This window comes from Shewanella sp. YQ_9 (genome assembly GCF_043103185.1).
Classification (GTDB): Bacteria; Pseudomonadota; Gammaproteobacteria; order Enterobacterales; family Shewanellaceae; genus Shewanella; species Shewanella algae.
In genome coordinates this window covers 1-17,363 of the sequence record NZ_JBICJO010000019.1, presented here as the reverse complement: position 1 = coordinate 17,363, position 17,363 = coordinate 1, and the positions used below count along the sequence as shown (strand labels likewise).

At 51.2% G+C, this 17,363-nt stretch carries 8 protein-coding genes and 4 tRNA genes; 4 read left to right on the top strand and 8 right to left on the bottom strand.

Translation table 11 applies throughout. The features are described from left to right. Window positions 1–13: 13 nt before the first annotated feature. Window positions 14–2,662 (bottom strand): diguanylate cyclase domain-containing protein, encoded by a 2,649-nt coding sequence (locus ACF8D4_RS05205; RefSeq protein ID WP_156018600.1) that lies wholly within the window; start codon window positions 2,660–2,662, stop codon window positions 14–16. Window positions 2,663–2,883: 221 nt separating this feature from the next. Here ACF8D4_RS05205 and ACF8D4_RS05200 point away from each other — a divergent pair. The 4 genes from ACF8D4_RS05200 (at window position 2,884) to ACF8D4_RS05185 (ending at window position 3,512) form a co-directional block, all read left to right on the top strand. Further along, window positions 2,884–2,960, top strand: a tRNA-Arg gene (locus ACF8D4_RS05200). 44 nt (window positions 2,961–3,004) lie between these two features. Next, window positions 3,005–3,080: transfer RNA gene (locus ACF8D4_RS05195), tRNA-His, on the top strand. Between the two features lie 132 nt (window positions 3,081–3,212). Beyond that, window positions 3,213–3,289 (top strand) — tRNA-Pro (locus ACF8D4_RS05190). A gap of 146 nt (window positions 3,290–3,435) precedes the next feature. After that, window positions 3,436–3,512: transfer RNA gene (locus ACF8D4_RS05185), tRNA-Pro, on the top strand. 170 nt (window positions 3,513–3,682) lie between these two features. Here the strand turns inward: ACF8D4_RS05185 and ACF8D4_RS05180 are convergent. The 7 genes from ACF8D4_RS05180 to ACF8D4_RS05150 form a co-directional block, all read right to left on the bottom strand. After that, window positions 3,683–5,602 carry an EAL domain-containing protein gene (locus ACF8D4_RS05180; protein ID WP_028780117.1) on the bottom strand — a complete coding sequence of 640 codons (1,920 nt, stop codon included), beginning with the start codon at window positions 5,600–5,602 and terminating at the stop codon, window positions 3,683–3,685. 8 nt (window positions 5,603–5,610) lie between these two features. Beyond that, window positions 5,611–6,318: a transglutaminase-like cysteine peptidase gene (locus ACF8D4_RS05175; protein ID WP_025010063.1), complete on the bottom strand. Its 708-nt coding sequence runs from the start codon at window positions 6,316–6,318 to the stop codon at window positions 5,611–5,613. 17 nt (window positions 6,319–6,335) lie between these two features. Continuing rightward, window positions 6,336–6,941 carry an OmpA family protein gene (locus ACF8D4_RS05170; RefSeq protein ID WP_025010062.1) on the bottom strand — a complete coding sequence of 202 codons (606 nt, stop codon included), beginning with the start codon at window positions 6,939–6,941 and terminating at the stop codon, window positions 6,336–6,338. Further along, window positions 6,941–8,344: a TolC family outer membrane protein gene (locus tag ACF8D4_RS05165; RefSeq protein WP_025010061.1), complete on the bottom strand. Its 1,404-nt coding sequence runs from the start codon at window positions 8,342–8,344 to the stop codon at window positions 6,941–6,943. The genes ACF8D4_RS05170 and ACF8D4_RS05165 overlap by 1 nt, the downstream gene beginning before the upstream one ends. A 33-nt stretch (window positions 8,345–8,377) precedes the next feature. Next, window positions 8,378–9,760, bottom strand: a complete 1,383-nt coding sequence (locus tag ACF8D4_RS05160; RefSeq protein WP_045283239.1) for an HlyD family type I secretion periplasmic adaptor subunit — start codon at window positions 9,758–9,760, stop codon at window positions 8,378–8,380. Window position 9,761: 1 nt separating this feature from the next. Continuing rightward, on the bottom strand, window positions 9,762–11,933 hold the full coding sequence (locus tag ACF8D4_RS05155) for a type I secretion system permease/ATPase (RefSeq protein ID WP_392464716.1): 2,172 nt from the start codon (window positions 11,931–11,933) through the stop codon (window positions 9,762–9,764). Between the two features lie 102 nt (window positions 11,934–12,035). Beyond that, on the bottom strand, window positions 12,036–17,363 hold a 5,328-nt coding region (locus ACF8D4_RS05150), incomplete at its 5' end, for a type I secretion C-terminal target domain-containing protein (RefSeq protein WP_392468496.1).

Genomic DNA, 17,363 nt, shown 5'->3' with positions numbered 1-17,363 from the left:
TTCAAGACCCGACTCAGGCACAAACCTGGGTTGCCGTATCTATGATTTCGGTGTTGTTGCTGTCAGCGGCGCTCAAGCGACTCCCCAAGGCTTGTCCCTGGCCTGAGTTAAAGCCCATTTGTGCCAGCTGCTGTTTCTGCTCTTGGGTATTGACGCCATCCAATACCAATTCAAGCTCCAGCGCGCCGGCACTCAAGCGTATCGCTTTGAGCAAGCGTCTGTGGTGGGGGCTTTGCAGATGTGACACCAGGCTGGCATCCAGTCTCAGCACATTGACAGGTAGGAAGGATAGGCTGATCAAGGGGCTGTAACCACTGCCGTAGCCTGTGATCCCCAGAGTGACCTGCAAGCGTTTGAGCACTTCAAAGCCGTTGATATGGTTTTCCAGATCCCGTGACAAGGATTGCTCGTTGAAAAACAAGCAGAGGTCGTTAAGCGGGAAGCGGCAGTTTCTCAGACAGTTTTTCAGACTGCGCAGCGCGTGTTTATGTTTGAGGTGCTGGCTACAGATGGCCAGATGCAACTTGGTACCTGCGGCCAGTTGCAGCTTGGGAAGCTCGCTGTTCAGCGCCTCTATCGCATACCTGTCCAGTTCCAGCTGTAAGTTGGCTTGTTCTGCCAAATTGGCGAGTTGTTGCTGTTTGATTTTGCCGTGTTGTGGATGAGGCCAATACAGGCGTACATCCAGTGCCTGTAGTTGCCCGGTCTTTAGATCCTGCACCGGGAAGTAACTGAGCCGAATTTGCTGGGTATCCAGGGCGTTTCTCAGTTCATTTTCCAGGCTCACATCCTGCATCAGTTGCTGATGCGATTTCTCATCGAATACCACATAGCAACCCTTGCCTCGGGTCTTGGCCATATACATGGCGGTGTCGGCATCCCGCAGAATGGACTCGCTGGTGTCATCCCTGTGATGACCACTGACGGCTATACCGATACTGGCGCCTGAGTTGAACTGTTTATCGGCCAACTCGTAGGGGCGTGACAGCTCTTTGAGGATCCGCTCGGCGACTTCCTTGGCATCGTCGGCCGTGCGTAACCCGTCCAGCAAAATCACAAACTCATCGCCACCGAGACGGGCGAGGGTGTCGTTGTCGCGAATACAAAACTTGAGGCGGATGGCTGTCTCAACCAGAAACTTGTCGCCTTCCAGGTGCCCCAGGGTGTCGTTAATCAGCTTGAAACGGTCGAGATCGACGAACAGCAGAGCGAATTTGTCCTGCATGTGTCGGCGATTATGCTTAACGGCCTGGCTCAAACGCTCCATAAACATCAGCCGATTGGGCAAGCCGGTCAGGGCGTCGTGTTTGGCATCATGCAGCAGTTGTTGCTCTGCCTTTCGGCGCTGGGAGATCTCTTTTTGTAACTCTTGGTTGGTGGTGGCCAGCTCGCGGGTGCGCTCCAGGATCTTTTCTTCCAACTCTTCGTTACTGCGTTTCAGTGCCTCGGTGGCCAGCTTACGCTCTATGGCCGTAGCTATATGCTGCGACACAAAGGTCAGCAGCTCAAGATCCTTGAACTGATAGTTCTGGTGCATGCTGAAGCTATAGATAGTCAGGGCGCCGGCAATTCTGTCCTGAATAAACAGTGGCACACCAATCCATTGGTGCATGCTCTGGGTGTGATTGAGCTCAGGAGCCTTGCTGTATATCTCTTTGGCGCACACCAAAGATTGGATATCACTCTGATCCAGTAATACGGGGCGTTTCAATCTGAGCAGGTATTCCACCAGTCCGTCCATTAAGGGACGGCATTTGGGTGGCTGGTCACTGAGCTGGGAAACATAGAAGGGAAAGTGCAGCTCAGTTGCCGTGTCGTCCAGCAGGGCTATGTAACAGTTATTGGCGGGCAACAGATGACTGAGGACCCGGTGCAGCTCGGTATAAAACTCGCTGTCATCCAGGTTTGAGGAGGAGAGTTCGGCGATTTCAAACAGGGACTTTTGCAGTCTCTCGGCGCGGCGCCTCTCATAGACTTCCTGTTTCAGCTTATCGTAGGCCTGGCTCAGCTCCTGGGTTCTCTGGGTGATGGCTTGTTCCAGTTGTTCATGATGCCGTAATCGCTCCATGGCCCCGGCTATGTGGTGGCTGATGAAAGCCATCAGCTCAAACTCCATCTCGCCGTAGGAACTGGCAGGATTGTAGCTCTGTACCACCAAGACACCGATTGCTCTGTCATTTTGCATTATCGGCACGCCGAGCCACTGATGACAGGGGGAGCCGAGGGACATGATTTCCCCGGCGGCGGCCAGCTCTTCAGCTTTGCGCTCATCACACAACAGGGGCTTGGCCGTTCGCAGCACATAACCGGTGAGACCCTGCATCAGAATTTCAGATAGCTCCTGTTCCGGATAGAGCTCAGAAGGGTGGGAGTCTTTTTCATCGGAGAAAAACGGCAGTTCCAGATGTTGCTTCTGGGCATCGAGCAGGGAGATATAAAAGTTGTCGGCAGGGATCAGTTGCTGAAGGTGCAAGTGCATGCCTTGGTAGAAGCTCTCCATTGAGGTTGCCTTATTGGCAATATTGGAGATCTCCAGCAGCGCGTTCTGAGTGGCTTCGGCTCTTTTGTATTTGGCCGCCAGTCGTCTGAGTCTGGCAACCCTTTTTTCTAAACTCGAGACTTCCTGAGCCGAATGCTGATGGAGAGTTTCATCCCTAAACATGTTATCCGCCAAGGAATAATTGCAATATAATTGTTGTGTGGTTTTCAATCAAAGGATAGGAATAGCACGAAATACGGTATTATCCAAGTCAATTTTTTGGCTGGTGTCGGATAATTGTTGTGCTATTTAAGTCAAAACTTGAGCAAACAGCCGAAAAAAAGCAAAACAGGTGTAGACGCGGGGAGTAAATCCTCCTACTATATGCGGCGCTGACACGGCGGGCGCCCATAGCTCAGCTGGATAGAGCGCACCCCTCCGGAGGGTGAGGCCGAGGGTTCGAATCCTTCTGGGCGCACCAGTTTGATTCAACTGTTGTGCCAGTCAGTGAAAGAAATATCAGTGGTGATTGTAGCTCAGTTGGTAGAGCCCCGGATTGTGATTCCGGTTGTCGTGGGTTCAAGTCCCATCAGTCACCCCACTTCTTTCGTGAAGCGAGTCAGCTTCAAATCTTACGGTGATTAGCGCAATTGATAGCGCCTCCCGGTTTGGTAACCAGAGTGGAGCAGAGGGTGACCCTCTTCCTTTCTAGGTGCCCAATAAAACAATATTTCGGTGATTAGCGCAGCCTGGTAGCGCATCTGCTTTGGGAGCAGAGGGTCAGAGGTTCGAATCCTCTATCACCGACCAAATTTGATTTATCTGACTTAAAGTCGGGTAAAAGCTGGAAAGTATTTCGGTGATTAGCGCAGTTTGATTGCGCATACCGATTTGGCAACCAGAGCGGAGCAGAGGGTGACCCTCTATTTGCAAAGGTAACCAGCAACACAGTATTTCGGTGATTAGCGCAGCCTGGTAGCGCATCTGCTTTGGGAGCAGAGGGTCAGAGGTTCGAATCCTCTATCACCGACCAAAACATTTAAGCCCCTGAGAAATCAGGGGCTTTTTTGTTGATTTCTTAGTACTCAACGCTTTCTTTTTTCATCTTCTAGATGCTTACTAGATGCTTAAGTGTCTTGGGTTTTCGCTGTCTCTAGCAGCTTCGGGTAAAGGAAAGGCTCCCCGAAGGGAGCCTTATATCAGTTACTCCACATTCACCGGCGGTGAAATAAAGCCTTGGTATGCTTGGGTCTTGAGTGGCGTAAAGCGCTCCAACTGACCTTTCTCCTGAATACCTGTGACTATCACATCGATTTCCAGTCCTCGGGCCACGTTCACCAGTGCCCGGCACAGTTCGCTGTTGTGCTGGTTTTCATCATATTGTGCAAAGGATTGATCCAGCTTGACGTAAGCCGGCCGCAGGCTTTGCAGATAAGACATGGAGCCGAACTGACGGCCGAAATGGTCTATCCCTATGCTGGCGCCATTGTCGCGGATAACGGTACACAGCGCCTGGCAGGCATCGATATCGGTATAGATGGCGGCTTCCGGTAATTCAAAGGCCAACCGGCTTGCATGGCGACTGTTACGCAGGAAGTGATTGAGCCATTCGTGGAACTTGGGATCGCTGATGCTGTGATGGGTGAGGTTAACCGCAACTGCTTCGGCATTTTTCTCCAACAACTCATCTTCGCTGATCTTTTCAATCAGGCAGCGGTCGAGCAGGCTACCCAAGGACAATAGCTCGACATAAGGCATGAACTGGCCGGCGTGTACCAGTTTGTCACCTATCTGCAGCTGACAGAAAAGCTCCCGCTGCAGTACGTTGTCTGAGTCCTGATAGTGCACTGGCTGCCAACGGAAACGGAACTGTTTACGATTAATTGCTTCGGTAAGCTTGTCACGCCATTGTTCGCGGCTGAACAACTGCTGCTCATTGGTCTCCAACCAGTGATAGACCTTGCCTTCCTTGAGGGCGATTTGCAGGGCATTGTCCGAGCGTGCCAGCAGTTCTGAGCTGTTCATCTGTCCTATGCGCTCGGCAATACCTATGGCGTAGTCTTCATTGGGTTTGCAACCCGCCTTGACCATTTCCTGGTTGATGGTGCGGATCAACGTCTGTAGATACTTACTTAACTGTTCACGCTCAACATTGGTGACCAGGAAAGCAAATTCATAGGCGGCGATACGGGCAATGACAGATTCACAGATTTCGCCCAGCTCATGCTGCAGTTTTTCCGAGAGCAGCTTGATGGTTTCGTCTCTTACCTGATAGCCATACTTGCTATGCACTTCTTCGAGCCAATCGAACTTGGCCATCATCAGGGCACCGCTGCCGGGTTCACCGAGCCAACCACCAATTCGGCCCATCATATATTGACGGTTGGGTAGGTTGGATACTTGATCCACCAGATTCTTCTTCCTGAGTGCGGTAACTTCTTCGTCCAGAGAGCTGAAGATCTTCTTCAACTGGGCCGACATGCTGTTGAAGGCGTTAACCACATCCCTGAGTTCCAGGGTTTTGGGGAGCGGCATATCCGGACCGAATTCCCGTTTGGCAATGCTCTTGGCGTGTTCGGCAATGGCATGCAGTGGACTGAGGATCCAGGTCAGGCCCAGACGGGCGAATAGAATGGCGACCAAAAACAGGATTGAAAAGGCTATCAGGGTGTGGCTCATAATGCGCCACAGTTCATGGTAGCCGAAACCCGGGTGCGCGGTAATTTCCAACTTGGCCAGCTGCAACCAACCCGAAGTAATGGTACTTTCCTTGCGTAACGGGGTGAAGATCCCCAGATCGATAAACCATTGGGGCACATCTTCGATGCGGATATTGTTATTCCAGACCTGCTGTTTACCGTCGACCAACCAGGTGAGTTTCACCTCTTGGTAATAGCCACCCTCGAAGATGACATTCACCATGGTTTCTGCGGTGGCGAGATCACCGGCCTCCAGCGATGGAACCAACATCAATCCCAATGAATGGCTGACATTATTGAGGTCCGACTCCATCTGCTCGGTCAGAAAGTTCTGGGTCTCATTGAATTGCACATAGCCCACACTGGCTACAACCAAGAGAAACAGCCCAAACAGTAACGAGTATATCTGTCGAAACAGTGTCATTGCTGTAGCTACTCCAGTTTTAATTTTGGCTGACGTAAGCGATCAGCCCCTAATCTGTGTCTCAGGTCATTCCACTTTTCCAAGCGAGCGGATGAGCCTGCCAATACACCGCGTCCTTTCTCTTTGTTTAGCCACAATTGCTTACCGTTAAAGCTGTACACAGGGATCAGGTCTCTGCGTTGAGTTGCCGGTTTGAGCTCGCGATCCAGGTTGTCCAGAATAAGAGGAACAGAGGAGGGCGTCTCATAATAGGCCAGCACCATATGGTACTGATTAACACTGGTTGCCTTAACCATGGTGATGCGCATCTTGTCTTCAGGTATGCCCAACTGCAGCAGAGTGAAGTATTTGGCGATGGAGAAGTCTTCACAGTCACCACCATTTACTCCGATAAACTCTAAAGGGGTGGCCCAGTAGTTGGCCATCCCCCAGAGCTTGATATCATCTACAAAGCGAAACAGGTTAAAGAAGTTGTTTACCTTGGTGATTTTCCCCATATCGTCCAACCCTTGCGCCTCGTCCAATATCTTGAACCAAGCTCTGGCTCTGAGGCCTGCCCGCTCGCCATAACGAGCTTCCAGTGTCCTGGTAATGCTGTTGGGGTCGAGCTGTTGGGTTGAAGCGGCGTACAGGCATGACACTGCTAGAGTCGATGCCAGTACTGTGTAATGGCAGACCCGTCTGAGCAGTGAATACTGGTTGAGCCTGCCTGTCATATGGGGATATCAAGGTCCTATTTCACTTCTTGATCCACAGTGTAGATGTTCCACTTCATATCGGCCATAGTGTCTTCGCCTGTTACTTCGGCGATCACTCGGCGGTTACGTTTGTGGGCCAATTGCGTATCTGTTGGATCTACTGGTCTATCGTAACTGTAACCTATGGCTGTCAGTCTATCGGCAGTGATACCGAATTGATCTTCAAGCACTTTGGTTACGGCGTTTGCCCGATTCTGTGACAGCTCGAGGTTATGCTCATAGCTGCCGGTACGGCTACAGTGTCCTTCAATCGTCACCTTGGTGCTGGGATATTGCTTCATAAAGTCAGCAATAACACCAATTTGATCATAGTACTGAGGATCTATGTAGAAGGAGTCGTTGGCAAAGAGTATTTTCAACTCGGAACGCTCATTGATAGGCTTGATCTTACCACAACCATAGTTATCAATGTTGGCACCTTCAACGGTACCTGAGCAGCGCTCACGGGCTTCGATAACACCGTCTCTGTCATTATCATTGAGATCGTTGACCTGAGCTGTCGGCTGATCCATGGAAACAGTGTCACGCATTGAGCAGCCCGCCAGTATGGCGACGCTAAGCAGGGTGATAAAGAGTTTCATTATTTAACTCCTCCTTCATATTCACGCTCCCCTTTCCATACATCGGGGCGGGTGACTCTAAGCGAGTCTAGTAGTTGACCTGTGGCATTGAGTACGCGGTATTTGGCAATCACTTCGTCGTACTCGGCGGTCAGATAGTCTTTTCTGGCTTCAAACAGCTCATTCTCGGTATCCAGCAAGTCGAGCAGGGTGCGCTGACCCAGGTTGAACTGCTGTGAGTAGGCGACTTGAGTGTCTTTGGCGGCAATGACATGCTCGCGAATATACTGCTTCTGTGGCCCCAGGAACTCATAAGCGTTCCAGGCAAGGTTGGCGCCTTCAACCACTTCACGATAGGCGCGCTCACGGATCTCTTTAGCTTCACCTATCTTGTAGCTGGCCTCTTTCTCGCGAGCCAAGTCGCGGCCACCGGCGAACAGGTTATAACGAACCCTGACCATGGCCAGAATGTCATTGTTGTAGCCGCCGACATTTTGGCTGGCGATACGGCTAAAACCGTCTTCACCGTCCAGGTTGTTGTTCAGGTTGCCTTCCACTTCCAACGTGATCTTGGGGTAGTAGTTGGACTGAGCCGACGACTTCTCATACTCGGCGGCGCGAATATCACTGGCGGCCGACTTGAGAATAGGATGGTACTCCTGAGCCATCTTGATACTGGCATCTATATCTGCCGGCAACATATCGGCATCCGGAACCGGTACTATCAGGTCTTCCGGCTGCTGATGGGTGATGCGGAAAAACTGACTCTTGGCATCGAGGAAGTTATTGCGCGCCGACACTACGTTGGCGTTGGCACGGGCCAGACGACCTGTGATTTGCGACAGATCCGCAGTAGAACCCAGGCCCGAATCAGTACGCTGCTTGATCTGCTCGTAGATATCCTGGTGGCTCTTGAGGTTCTTCTCTGCCAGTGTCAGCACCTGCTCGGTACGTATGTAGTTGATATAGACCTTGGCAACATCCAGCGCCATATCTTCGGCAGCGGCAAACAGCGCCCATTGATCGGCACTGGCTTCGAAGCTGTATCTGTCGACTTCACTGCTGGTAAAGAAGCCGTCGAACAGCATCTGCTTGATGCTGACACCGAATTCGCCTCGTTTGAGTTCAATTTCATCATCCAGGGTGCCGGCCAAACGGCGACGGGTGGCCGGACTGTCTGTGTATTCATAGCCGTAGCCACCGGTAATATCTACCGTTGGCATATAACCGGCTATGGCCTGGTTCACCTGCTCTTCACGAGCCTTGAAGCGGTTAAAGGCGAGCCGTAGTTCCGGGTTGGTATCCAATGTCTGCGCTACGGCTTGTTCCAGGGTCTGACCAAACCCTGCCGTGGGCAACATCAGCCCGGTAATCGCCAGTGCCAAGGCACTGGGTTTCACCAGCCGAGTAACTTTCTTGTTCATGCTAAACCCTCCAGGTTTATTGTGACTTTGAGCCTAGCGTTCTCTTAACGCTGTTTCTTTGGCCCTTAGAATGGGATTAAGTATGTACTCAAGGACAGTTCTTTTCCCGGTAATTACGTCAACAGAGGTCAACATGCCGGGAATAATGGGCATCTCAGTGCCATCGTCTTTAATTAAACTGGACTCTTCGGTCCGCACTTTTACCAAATAAAAGCTGTTGCCTTCTTCATCTTGAGTAGTGTCTGCACTTATCTGTTCCACAGTGCCTTTCAAGCCGCCGTAACGGGTAAAATCATAGGCGGTAACCTTAACTATGGCGGGCAGCCCCGGATGCAGGAAGGCGATATCCTTTGGTAAAATTCGGGTTTCGATCAGCAGTTGGTCTTCGGAAGGAACTATCTCCATGATATCGATACCTGGCTGAACAACTCCTCCCAATGTATTGATATTTATGGTTTTAATGGTTCCATTGACCGGTGAGGTTATGACGGCTTTGCTGACTTTATCCTTGGTTCCCACTTGGGCCTCATTCATTCTTGCCAGCTTGGCCTGCATCTCATTCAGTTGTGCGCGGGAGTCGGCGGCGTAAACCAATACCGCTTCCCGGCGTTTGAGTATGGCCTCATCCATGTTGGCCTTGAGCTTGGGACGCATTACTCTGAGGGTCGCCAGTTCGCCCTGAATGTCGTTAACTGTACGTTCCAGCTTCAAGAGTTCCACCTCGGGCACTATGCCTTTCTGTGCCAGAGGTTTGGTCAGTTCCAGCTCGCGGCTGACCAAGCGATAACTGGTGCTCAGGGTGCCGATTTTTGAGGTTAACTCTTCGGTTTCCTGCTGCCGCTGCTGGATTTGCCTTGCCTGGATTTCGACCTGGTTGCTGAGGTTGTCCAGACGGCCGGCGTATTCATCCTGTTGGCGCTTGACCAGCTCAGGCTCCTTCTCGGCCAGTTCGGCAGGAAATACCAGCGGGATCTTGGTGATCTTGAGCTGTTCCCGCCAATCGTTGGCCATGTCTGAGATAAAGATACTGTTCAGCTCGGCCTGCAGGCGAATAACGTTGGCCTGAAGGCTGTAGACCTCTTGCTCCTGCTGGGCGGCATCGGAACGGAAACGTGTGTCATCGATGCGAACCAAGGGCTCACCCTGTTTGACCAGCATGCCTTCTTGAACGTACATCTCTTTCAAAATACCGCCATCCAGACTTTGAATGACCTGTACCTGGGAAGAGGGGATCACTTTACCCGTGCCCTTGGTAACTCGGTCGAGAGAAGCGAAATAGGCCCAGGTCAGGAAGCAGAGCATCATTATCGCCAGCGACCAGATGATCAATCTGTGGCTGGTGGGAGCATCTGTCATCATGGCGCCGTAGACATCGTCTACCATTTCCAAGTCATCAGAAGTCAGGTGCTTATTCATATTACTTGCCTCCTGCCATCAGCCCTTGGTTGAGCTTTTCAAGCACCTTATCCTTAGGACCGTCGGCAATGATGTGGCCTCTATCCATCACTATGATGCGATCCACCAGATTCAGCAGGTGCATCTTGTGAGTAATGATCAGCAAGGTTCTGTCTCGGCTGACATTATGCATTGAGCGCATGAATTGCTTCTCGGCTCTGGCATCCAGGCTGGCTGTGGGTTCATCCATCAACAGCACGGGTGGGTCATTGAGTATGGCTCTGGCCAAGGCCACGGTTTGCCGTTGGCCCCTGGACAGAGAGTGGCCGCCTTCACCTACCTGTTGATCCAGGCCTTCCGATTCCATATCGGTAAACAGGTTGACCCCGGAAAGCTGTACCGCTCGGATCAACTGGTGCTCGGTGACCTGACGGGTGCCGAAAAGAATATTGTCTCTGACCGAACCGTGGAACAGGGTGACATCCTGTGGCAGATAACCGAAGTTACGGCGTAGATCGCTGGGGTGGATCTGGGCACTGTCTATGCCATCGTATCTTAGGCTGCCGTTACTGGGTTTGAATAACCCGACCAGCAGCTTGGCCAAGGTACTCTTACCGCTGCCATTACGGCCGATAATGGCTATCCGCTCGCCGGGGCGGATCCTCAAGGCGAAGGGATGCAATACAAGTTTTTCCGAACCAGGGTAACTGAAGCTGAGGTCGTCGGCTTCTATCTTGCCCATCAGGCGCTGTTTGCTGACCAGGTGGCCTTTGTTTTCAAACTCATCTTCCTGGGTCATTATCTGATCCAGCTGTCTCAGCGCGCTGGCCGTCTGGTTGGCTCGAGTCATCAAGCCGGCCAGTTGCGCCATGGGTGCAACTGCTCTGCTGGCAAGCATCACAGCGGCAATGATCCCACCCATGGAAATATCATTGTCGGCAACCCGGTAGACGCCGAGAATGACGACACTGACGACGGTCAACTGCACCACAAAGTTGGCAACGTTGGCCACTGAGTTGGAGAGCTTTTTCGATCTCAACTGCCAGTTGGCAGTGTGGCCTATCATCTGCTGCCAGGCTTTTTGTACCAGGCCTTCCGCGCCGTATGACTTGATGGACTCCAGAGAGGCCAGACTTTCGATTAGATGGCCGTGTTTGAGGCTGGCAAATTTATTGCTTTCCTCAATGGCAGTCTTGAGCCTGGGCTGAATGATCAGGGTATAGCTGATGATGATTAAGCTGGCGACTAATGGGATCAGTGCCAGATCGCCGGCGACCAGATAGATGATCAACATAAACAGCAGGGCGAAGGGCAGGTCGACCAAGGTGGTGATGGTCGCCGAAGTAAGGATCTCCCTGATGCTGTCAAACTCACCTAATTGACGCGCCATGCCGCCGACACTGGCTGAGCGGTTTTCGAGGGGAATGCCGATTGCCTTATAAAACAGTCGCGACGAGACTATGATGTCGACTTTCTTACCGGCAACATCGATAAGGTAACTTCTCAGCTGCCTCATGACCAAATCAAACAGATAAGCAATACCGGCTCCGATGGCCAGTACCCACAGTGATTCGAATGCCAGGTTAGGCACCACTTTATCGTAGACGTTCATGATAAACAGCGGTGAAACCAGGGCAAACAAGTTCACCAGGATTGAGGCAATCAGGGCATCACGATAGATGGGGGCCGAGTCTTTGATGGTTTGCAGTAACCAGTGTTTACTGTGATCGTGATGATAAACATCAAACCCCATATCGCCACGGTACTGCTGTTTAACCAGAAACAGATAGCCTACATAGAGGGTTTCCAGCTCCTCCATGGACAGGCGTTGTTCGCCGCCGGTTTCTGGTAATTGGATCACGGCATGCTGTTGCTCCAGATCCAGCTCGCGAAGAATGCAGGCTTTCTTGTCTTTCAAAAGCAAGATACAGGGAAGCTGAATAGCAGTAACCTGATTCAAGCCTTTACGGGAAAGCTTGGCGGTTAGACCGGCCCTTGCAGCTGCCTGAGGTACCAGTTCCGGGGACAGAATAGCCGAAGACAGGGGCAGGCCTGCCGCCAGAGACTCACTGGAACAGGGGCTGCCAAAGTATTCCGTCAATAGAACCAGACTGTCGAGCAGAGGATCCACAGTGACTCGCTGGGAAGCCGAGATAGTCCATTGCTCAGGTTTAGGTGAAGCGGATGCGGTCACAGAACGACTTATCCTTTCGTTTTATATGATTAATTCTAGTATCAGCCATGCTAGCCCATATTGCGAATTGCAATATGGGCTAGCATTCAAACAACAGAGCTTTTAAAACACTGAATCCAGCGTTTTTTGCTCATCCAGGCCACTGGAGCTGGTTTGACTGACATAGGAGGAACCAGGGTTACCCGATTGAGTGTCGACAATCAGAGGACCATCGCCACTGTTCCCCAGTAAGCCATTGATAATGTCGCTTTCATCACTGCCGTATGTCGCAAACAGGTCGACACCGTCGAGCACTATGTGCTGATCGAATTCACCATCCAGATCTGCATCGATCGAGATAGTGGTATTGCCATCAGCAACACTGAATTCGAAATATTGCTCCAGTGAGTTGTGCTCTTCACCCAACAGCAGATCACTGAGGTTCAGCTGATCTTTGTTGAGCTCAAAGTCAGTGATATGGTCGGTGCCGGTTTCACCCGCTTTCCAGCTGAAGGTATCTACGCCTTGGCCACCGGTGAGCCAATCATCACCATTGCCGCCAACCAGCAGGTCGTTGCCATTACCACCGAACAGCATATCATTACCATTGCCGCCGTAGAGTTCATCATTACCGCCTTGGCCAAACAGAATATCGCTTCCGTCACCGCCGCGGATGATATCACCCTTGTCGTTGGCGCTTGACTTATCAAAGAGGTTTGAATGCTCGCTGATATAGTTGTGAATTTCAGCATCGGTCACATCACTTTGGCCCAACTCGCCGGCAATAAAGGCTTTGAGCGCGTTGTAACCCTGACCTTGAATACCATCAAAGCGAATCACGTCACCGAAGATGATGTCGTTACCCGCACCGCCATCCAAGGTATCTGAGCCAGGCATATTGGTGATTTCATTGCCGAGAATCGCGTCGGCAAGTTCATCGGCAGAGACATTGGTTTGGACATTTCCATCACTGTCAAACTGTTGCAATGTGTCAGTCGAAATATTGTTACCTATACCTATGGCTTGCACAATGACACCATTGCCTGTCAGTAATGGCAGGGCACTTAGAGCGTTTTGCAATGCCCAGTAATTATTATTGTACGTACTTGATATCTCGTAAGTACCGTCTCCTTGAGCCCGAATATCGCCAATATTTTGCGAACTCCAGCCTCCACGACCTTGGCTCCATTGATAAAGATTTCCGTCGGCATCTATGATTAGTCTCGACTGTCCTCCGATATTGGCGTAAAACGCCTCACCCAAAGTAAAGTTATTGACGTTGACCAAGTCGTCCAGAGTCTCGCCAGTCTTTCGATTGACTATCGGGTTGGTATTCTCATAGTCCTGATAGGTAGATGGTGCGCCATCCGTGATAAAGAATGCCAGATTCTCAGCGTCACTGTTGGCAAGAGCTGTATCGCTGTGGAACCAGTTTGCTGTTGTCTTGATAACATCTTCGTAGTTGGTGCCACCACCGGTCCAATAACCTCCATCCATGCTATCGATAACGGTTTGGAGCTTATTCAGGGCGTCTGGATCTCCCAGGTCGACGCTGACTGACAAATTAGCTTGAGAGTCGAAATCAGTCAAAAATATGTTAACTGTACCGGCATTATCTGAATCGGCGCTGGCTTTCAGTGTCTCAAATACTTGAGTCAACTGAAGTTTCATCGCCTCCATAGCCGAATTACCAATACTCCCCGAGCTATCGACCATAAAGGCGATATTGTAATCCTGCCCGGGAACCACAACAGTGCCATCCAGATCGCCGATAACGATATCTTCGGCGTTACCCAAATTGACCGTTTGATCGCCTGGACCCGCTTCAGTGACCTGATAGTTAAATACAGGCACCACCGCAATATTGCCGGTGTAAGAGTCACCATCGGCATCGGTTACCGTTACCGCAAAGTCCAGGTCGCCGTCTTCGGTGCCCTGCATGGTCTGGTACTGATAGAAGTCCCAGTGGCCTGTACCTGGGGTGAATTCCAGCTTAAAGACCAAGTCGCCCGAGTCTGTTTGACCCAGCAAAGTATTGCCTGAAAGGGTCACTTCAACGGCTTCCCCGCTGGCGGTAACCAGGGATGTGTCGGTCACACCTGCCAATGCAAGGCTGCCTTGGCCATCAGCGCCCCATTGGGCTGTTACTTCACCGGAAGCATAGGCGATTGCCGGGGCATTGCCTGTACCAGTGAATTCTATCGAGGAAATCGTGAAGTCACTGTTGTCTCCATGGCTGGGGGCTGTGCCGTTGTCGGTTGCCTTGATAACAACTCTATCAAAGCCACCATCCTGCACGTTAAAGTCAGCCGCATAGTCACCGTTACCGGCATCAGAGCTGAAGGTTTGGGTCGATATAAGTTGGCCATCACGCCAGAACTCAACCACACCGCTTTCAAGCTCACCTCCGAAGATGTTGGCAAACTCTATCTTCATGCCGAACGCCAGGGTGTTGGGATCCAGATCTATGATGACTTCTTCAGAAACGCCGGTGCCATCAGCAAATTCACGGAAATCTACTTCGTTGGCTATGTTGTGGTATGGCGAGCCAACACTGGCAACCCCTATGCCTGAACTGCTGCCGTTAATATTTGCCGAGGTCAGAGTGTGGTCGGTAGATGAGGTAAAACCTCTGGCAGTGATGGTGAAACCATTAAAGTCCAGTTCCCCTCTATTACCTGTGTAACCGGTCAGATCGAAGGCGCCTATGAGAGTATCCGGAATATCGGTTACCGTAGCCGTTACCGGAGCTGTATCAGGCATGTAAGGCGCATCATCTTCGACACTGACCACAAAGCTACCGGAGACAGTACCGCCATTGCCGTCATTAACACTGACACCAAATGTCAGATCTTTAACATCTTCAATGCTGGTATCAGGGTGATCTATTGGTCCCAACAGATTGACCTGATAGTCCCAATCACCACTGCCATTACCCGCTGGCGGTGTCAGTACCACAGTCATTACTGCAAGGTTACCTACAGAGCCTGTCAGGGTGTGAGTCGCAACGTCCCACTGCCAGGTAACAGCCTGGCCACCTGAGGTGATACCACTTGGTGGTGTCAGGCTAACAGTCAGTGCATCACCATCCACATCCTGAAGCTGGATAGTGCCATTTGCAGTGGCACTGTCAGTGGTATCACTGCTGCCGTTTGAATCCGGCAGGCCATTGGTCAAGCCTTCCTCAGAGACAACAGCATTGGTAGTGGTAACGATAGTCGGTGCGTCGTTGACACTGTTGACCTTGATGGTCAGGGTCGCAGTATCACCATTGTTGGTCACATAGGTGATAACGGGCACAGTACCGTTCCAGTTGGCTTCCGGAGTAAAGGTATAACTACCATCCAGATTGATAACCAGAGTGCCACCCTCAACTGTGACATCTTCTCCTGCGATGTAGACCTGGCTATCCCCGGCTACGGTAAAGCTGGCCAGTTCAATGTCTTGGCCATCGCTGAACTCACCTGTGTCATTGTCAAAAATGTTGCCGGTTGCCAGCTGATCTTCATTGATTTCTTGGTAATCATCCACTGCAGCCGTGTACTTCTCGACTTTAACGTCCAGAGTCGATACTGCGGTTTGGTTGTTGTTATCTGTACCAACAATCTCAATACCTGAAATCTTCAGAGAGTCGACATCTATGTTATGGGGGAGATTCCCTATCAGCTCAGCGTTGACTATGATATTGCCTTCACTGCCTGCCGCTATGGCAGACCAATCCAGACTGATCTTCAATACGTCTTTATTTGGACCATTACCCGGCATTGAAGCTATCAGGTACTCACCCTCAAGGCGCCAGCTCAATGGGAAGTTTTCTCTTATCCCTTCCACTGTAATACCGCTGAAGTCACCATTTTGATAGTTGAAGCCGAAGTCTGAAAGTTCACTGTCACCAGCCTTGAAGCGCAGTGACTGTTGATCGGTATCCAGGTTGTCATCCTGCAAACCAAATTCATCCAGACTGGCCAGTGCATAGGAGGTAATAGCGACTGGAGCGCCTCCTGGAGCATCCAGGTGAATATCCAGATTGCCGTTGGTCTGATCGCCGTCACTGTCAGTGACCACTACACCAAAGTCCAGATCCAGAGGCTCTGTGGAGCTGACGATCTCCTGAGCGGTTGTGCCGGTCAGTTGGAACTTGGCACCGTCAGGCGTTACAGCACTCAGCTCGATATAGGCGATAGCGCCCAAATCACTGATAACTTCGTTGGGGCCGATTTCGCCTTCACCCAGCAGTTGACCGTTGGCATCATAGGCCTTGTAGTGCACCAGCACAGGGTCGTTATTACCGACGTTGAAGTTAAAGCTGGCACTGGCTACTGTGTCTGCATAGTCAACGATAAGGGTCTCACCACCTGAAACCCAAGGGTTAGCCACCCCAAAGCCGTTGTCTGTACCATTGACATCGGCCAAGTCTCCGTTGCCATCACGGCCGTAAAGCGTGAAAGCAACTTCGGCATCAGAGGGCACTTTGCTTGGATCGTTGTATATGTTGTAGGCACCGGTAGCGTTGTCATAAGTGACATACACGGTACCGCTGATGCCTCCTTTACCTCCGTCCAACGCGCCAATGTCTATCTCTTCCAGCTTGTCTATGCTCTGCAATATATCCAGTTGATAGCTGTCGCTGTTTGGATCTGTGTTGAGGGTAAAGATCAGCGTCTGATCAGGGTTAGACGCATCATAGGCCGTAGCAGGGCTTTCATCGCTTGTATAAGCGAACAGTTGATCCGGGTTGTTTGGATCGACAAAGAAGAAGACTGTTTTGCCTCCGGCCGTGATATCAGAAGCACCAAAGTAGGTTTGAGAACCAGCATCCCAGCCGTTTACGTTGCCGCTGAGATCGGCACTATAGTCTTTATCTGCTCCTGATGTGTTCATGGCCCCAGTATAGGTGCCAACAGTGTTGACCCCATCCAAGATAGGTTCAACATCGACAACAGGTGAGTCGTCTTCAACTGTAACCTGGAATGAACTTGAGTCTGTCGCTCCTGAACCATCCGCGACATCAATGCCAAAGTTCAAATTGAGCACATCTTCAACATTGGCTACAGGATGATCCAGCGGAGCATGCAGTGTGACCTCATAACCCCAAGTACCACTGCTGTTACCCGCAGGAGCCGTGAGCGATATGGTCATCACCACAGTTGAACCGGCAGAGCCTGTCAAAGTCTGAGTACTGGCATCCCAACTCCAGGTTACATCGACGCCTCCGGAGGTTATACCTGATGGGCCGCTAAGCGTAACTTCCAGCTCATCGTTGTCAGGATCTTGCAGCTCAATGGTACCGTTGGCTATCACGGCATTTGTTGTATCTGTGTCGCCTACATCATCCGGCGCACCATCGGTCAGCCCCTCTTCAGATACGGCAACATTGGTGATGTTACCTATGCTTGGTGGGTTCTGGGCATCAAGAATGGTGGTGTCGGCGCTGTTGTTGGCACCAATGCT

Excerpts from the sequence above, each read along its gene's own strand:
- ACF8D4_RS05160 (WP_045283239.1), bottom strand. The coding sequence starts at position 9,760 with ATGAATAAGCACCTGACTTCTGATGACTTGGAAATGGTAGACGATGTC.
- ACF8D4_RS05170 (WP_025010062.1), bottom strand. The coding sequence starts at position 6,941 with ATGAAACTCTTTATCACCCTGCTTAGCGTCGCCATACTGGCGGGCTGC.
- ACF8D4_RS05175 (WP_025010063.1), bottom strand. The coding sequence starts at position 6,318 with ATGACAGGCAGGCTCAACCAGTATTCACTGCTCAGACGGGTCTGCCAT.
- ACF8D4_RS05205 (WP_156018600.1), bottom strand. The coding sequence starts at position 2,662 with ATGTTTAGGGATGAAACTCTCCATCAGCATTCGGCTCAGGAAGTCTCG.
- ACF8D4_RS05180 (WP_028780117.1), bottom strand. The coding sequence starts at position 5,602 with ATGACACTGTTTCGACAGATATACTCGTTACTGTTTGGGCTGTTTCTC.
- ACF8D4_RS05165 (WP_025010061.1), bottom strand. The coding sequence starts at position 8,344 with ATGAACAAGAAAGTTACTCGGCTGGTGAAACCCAGTGCCTTGGCACTG.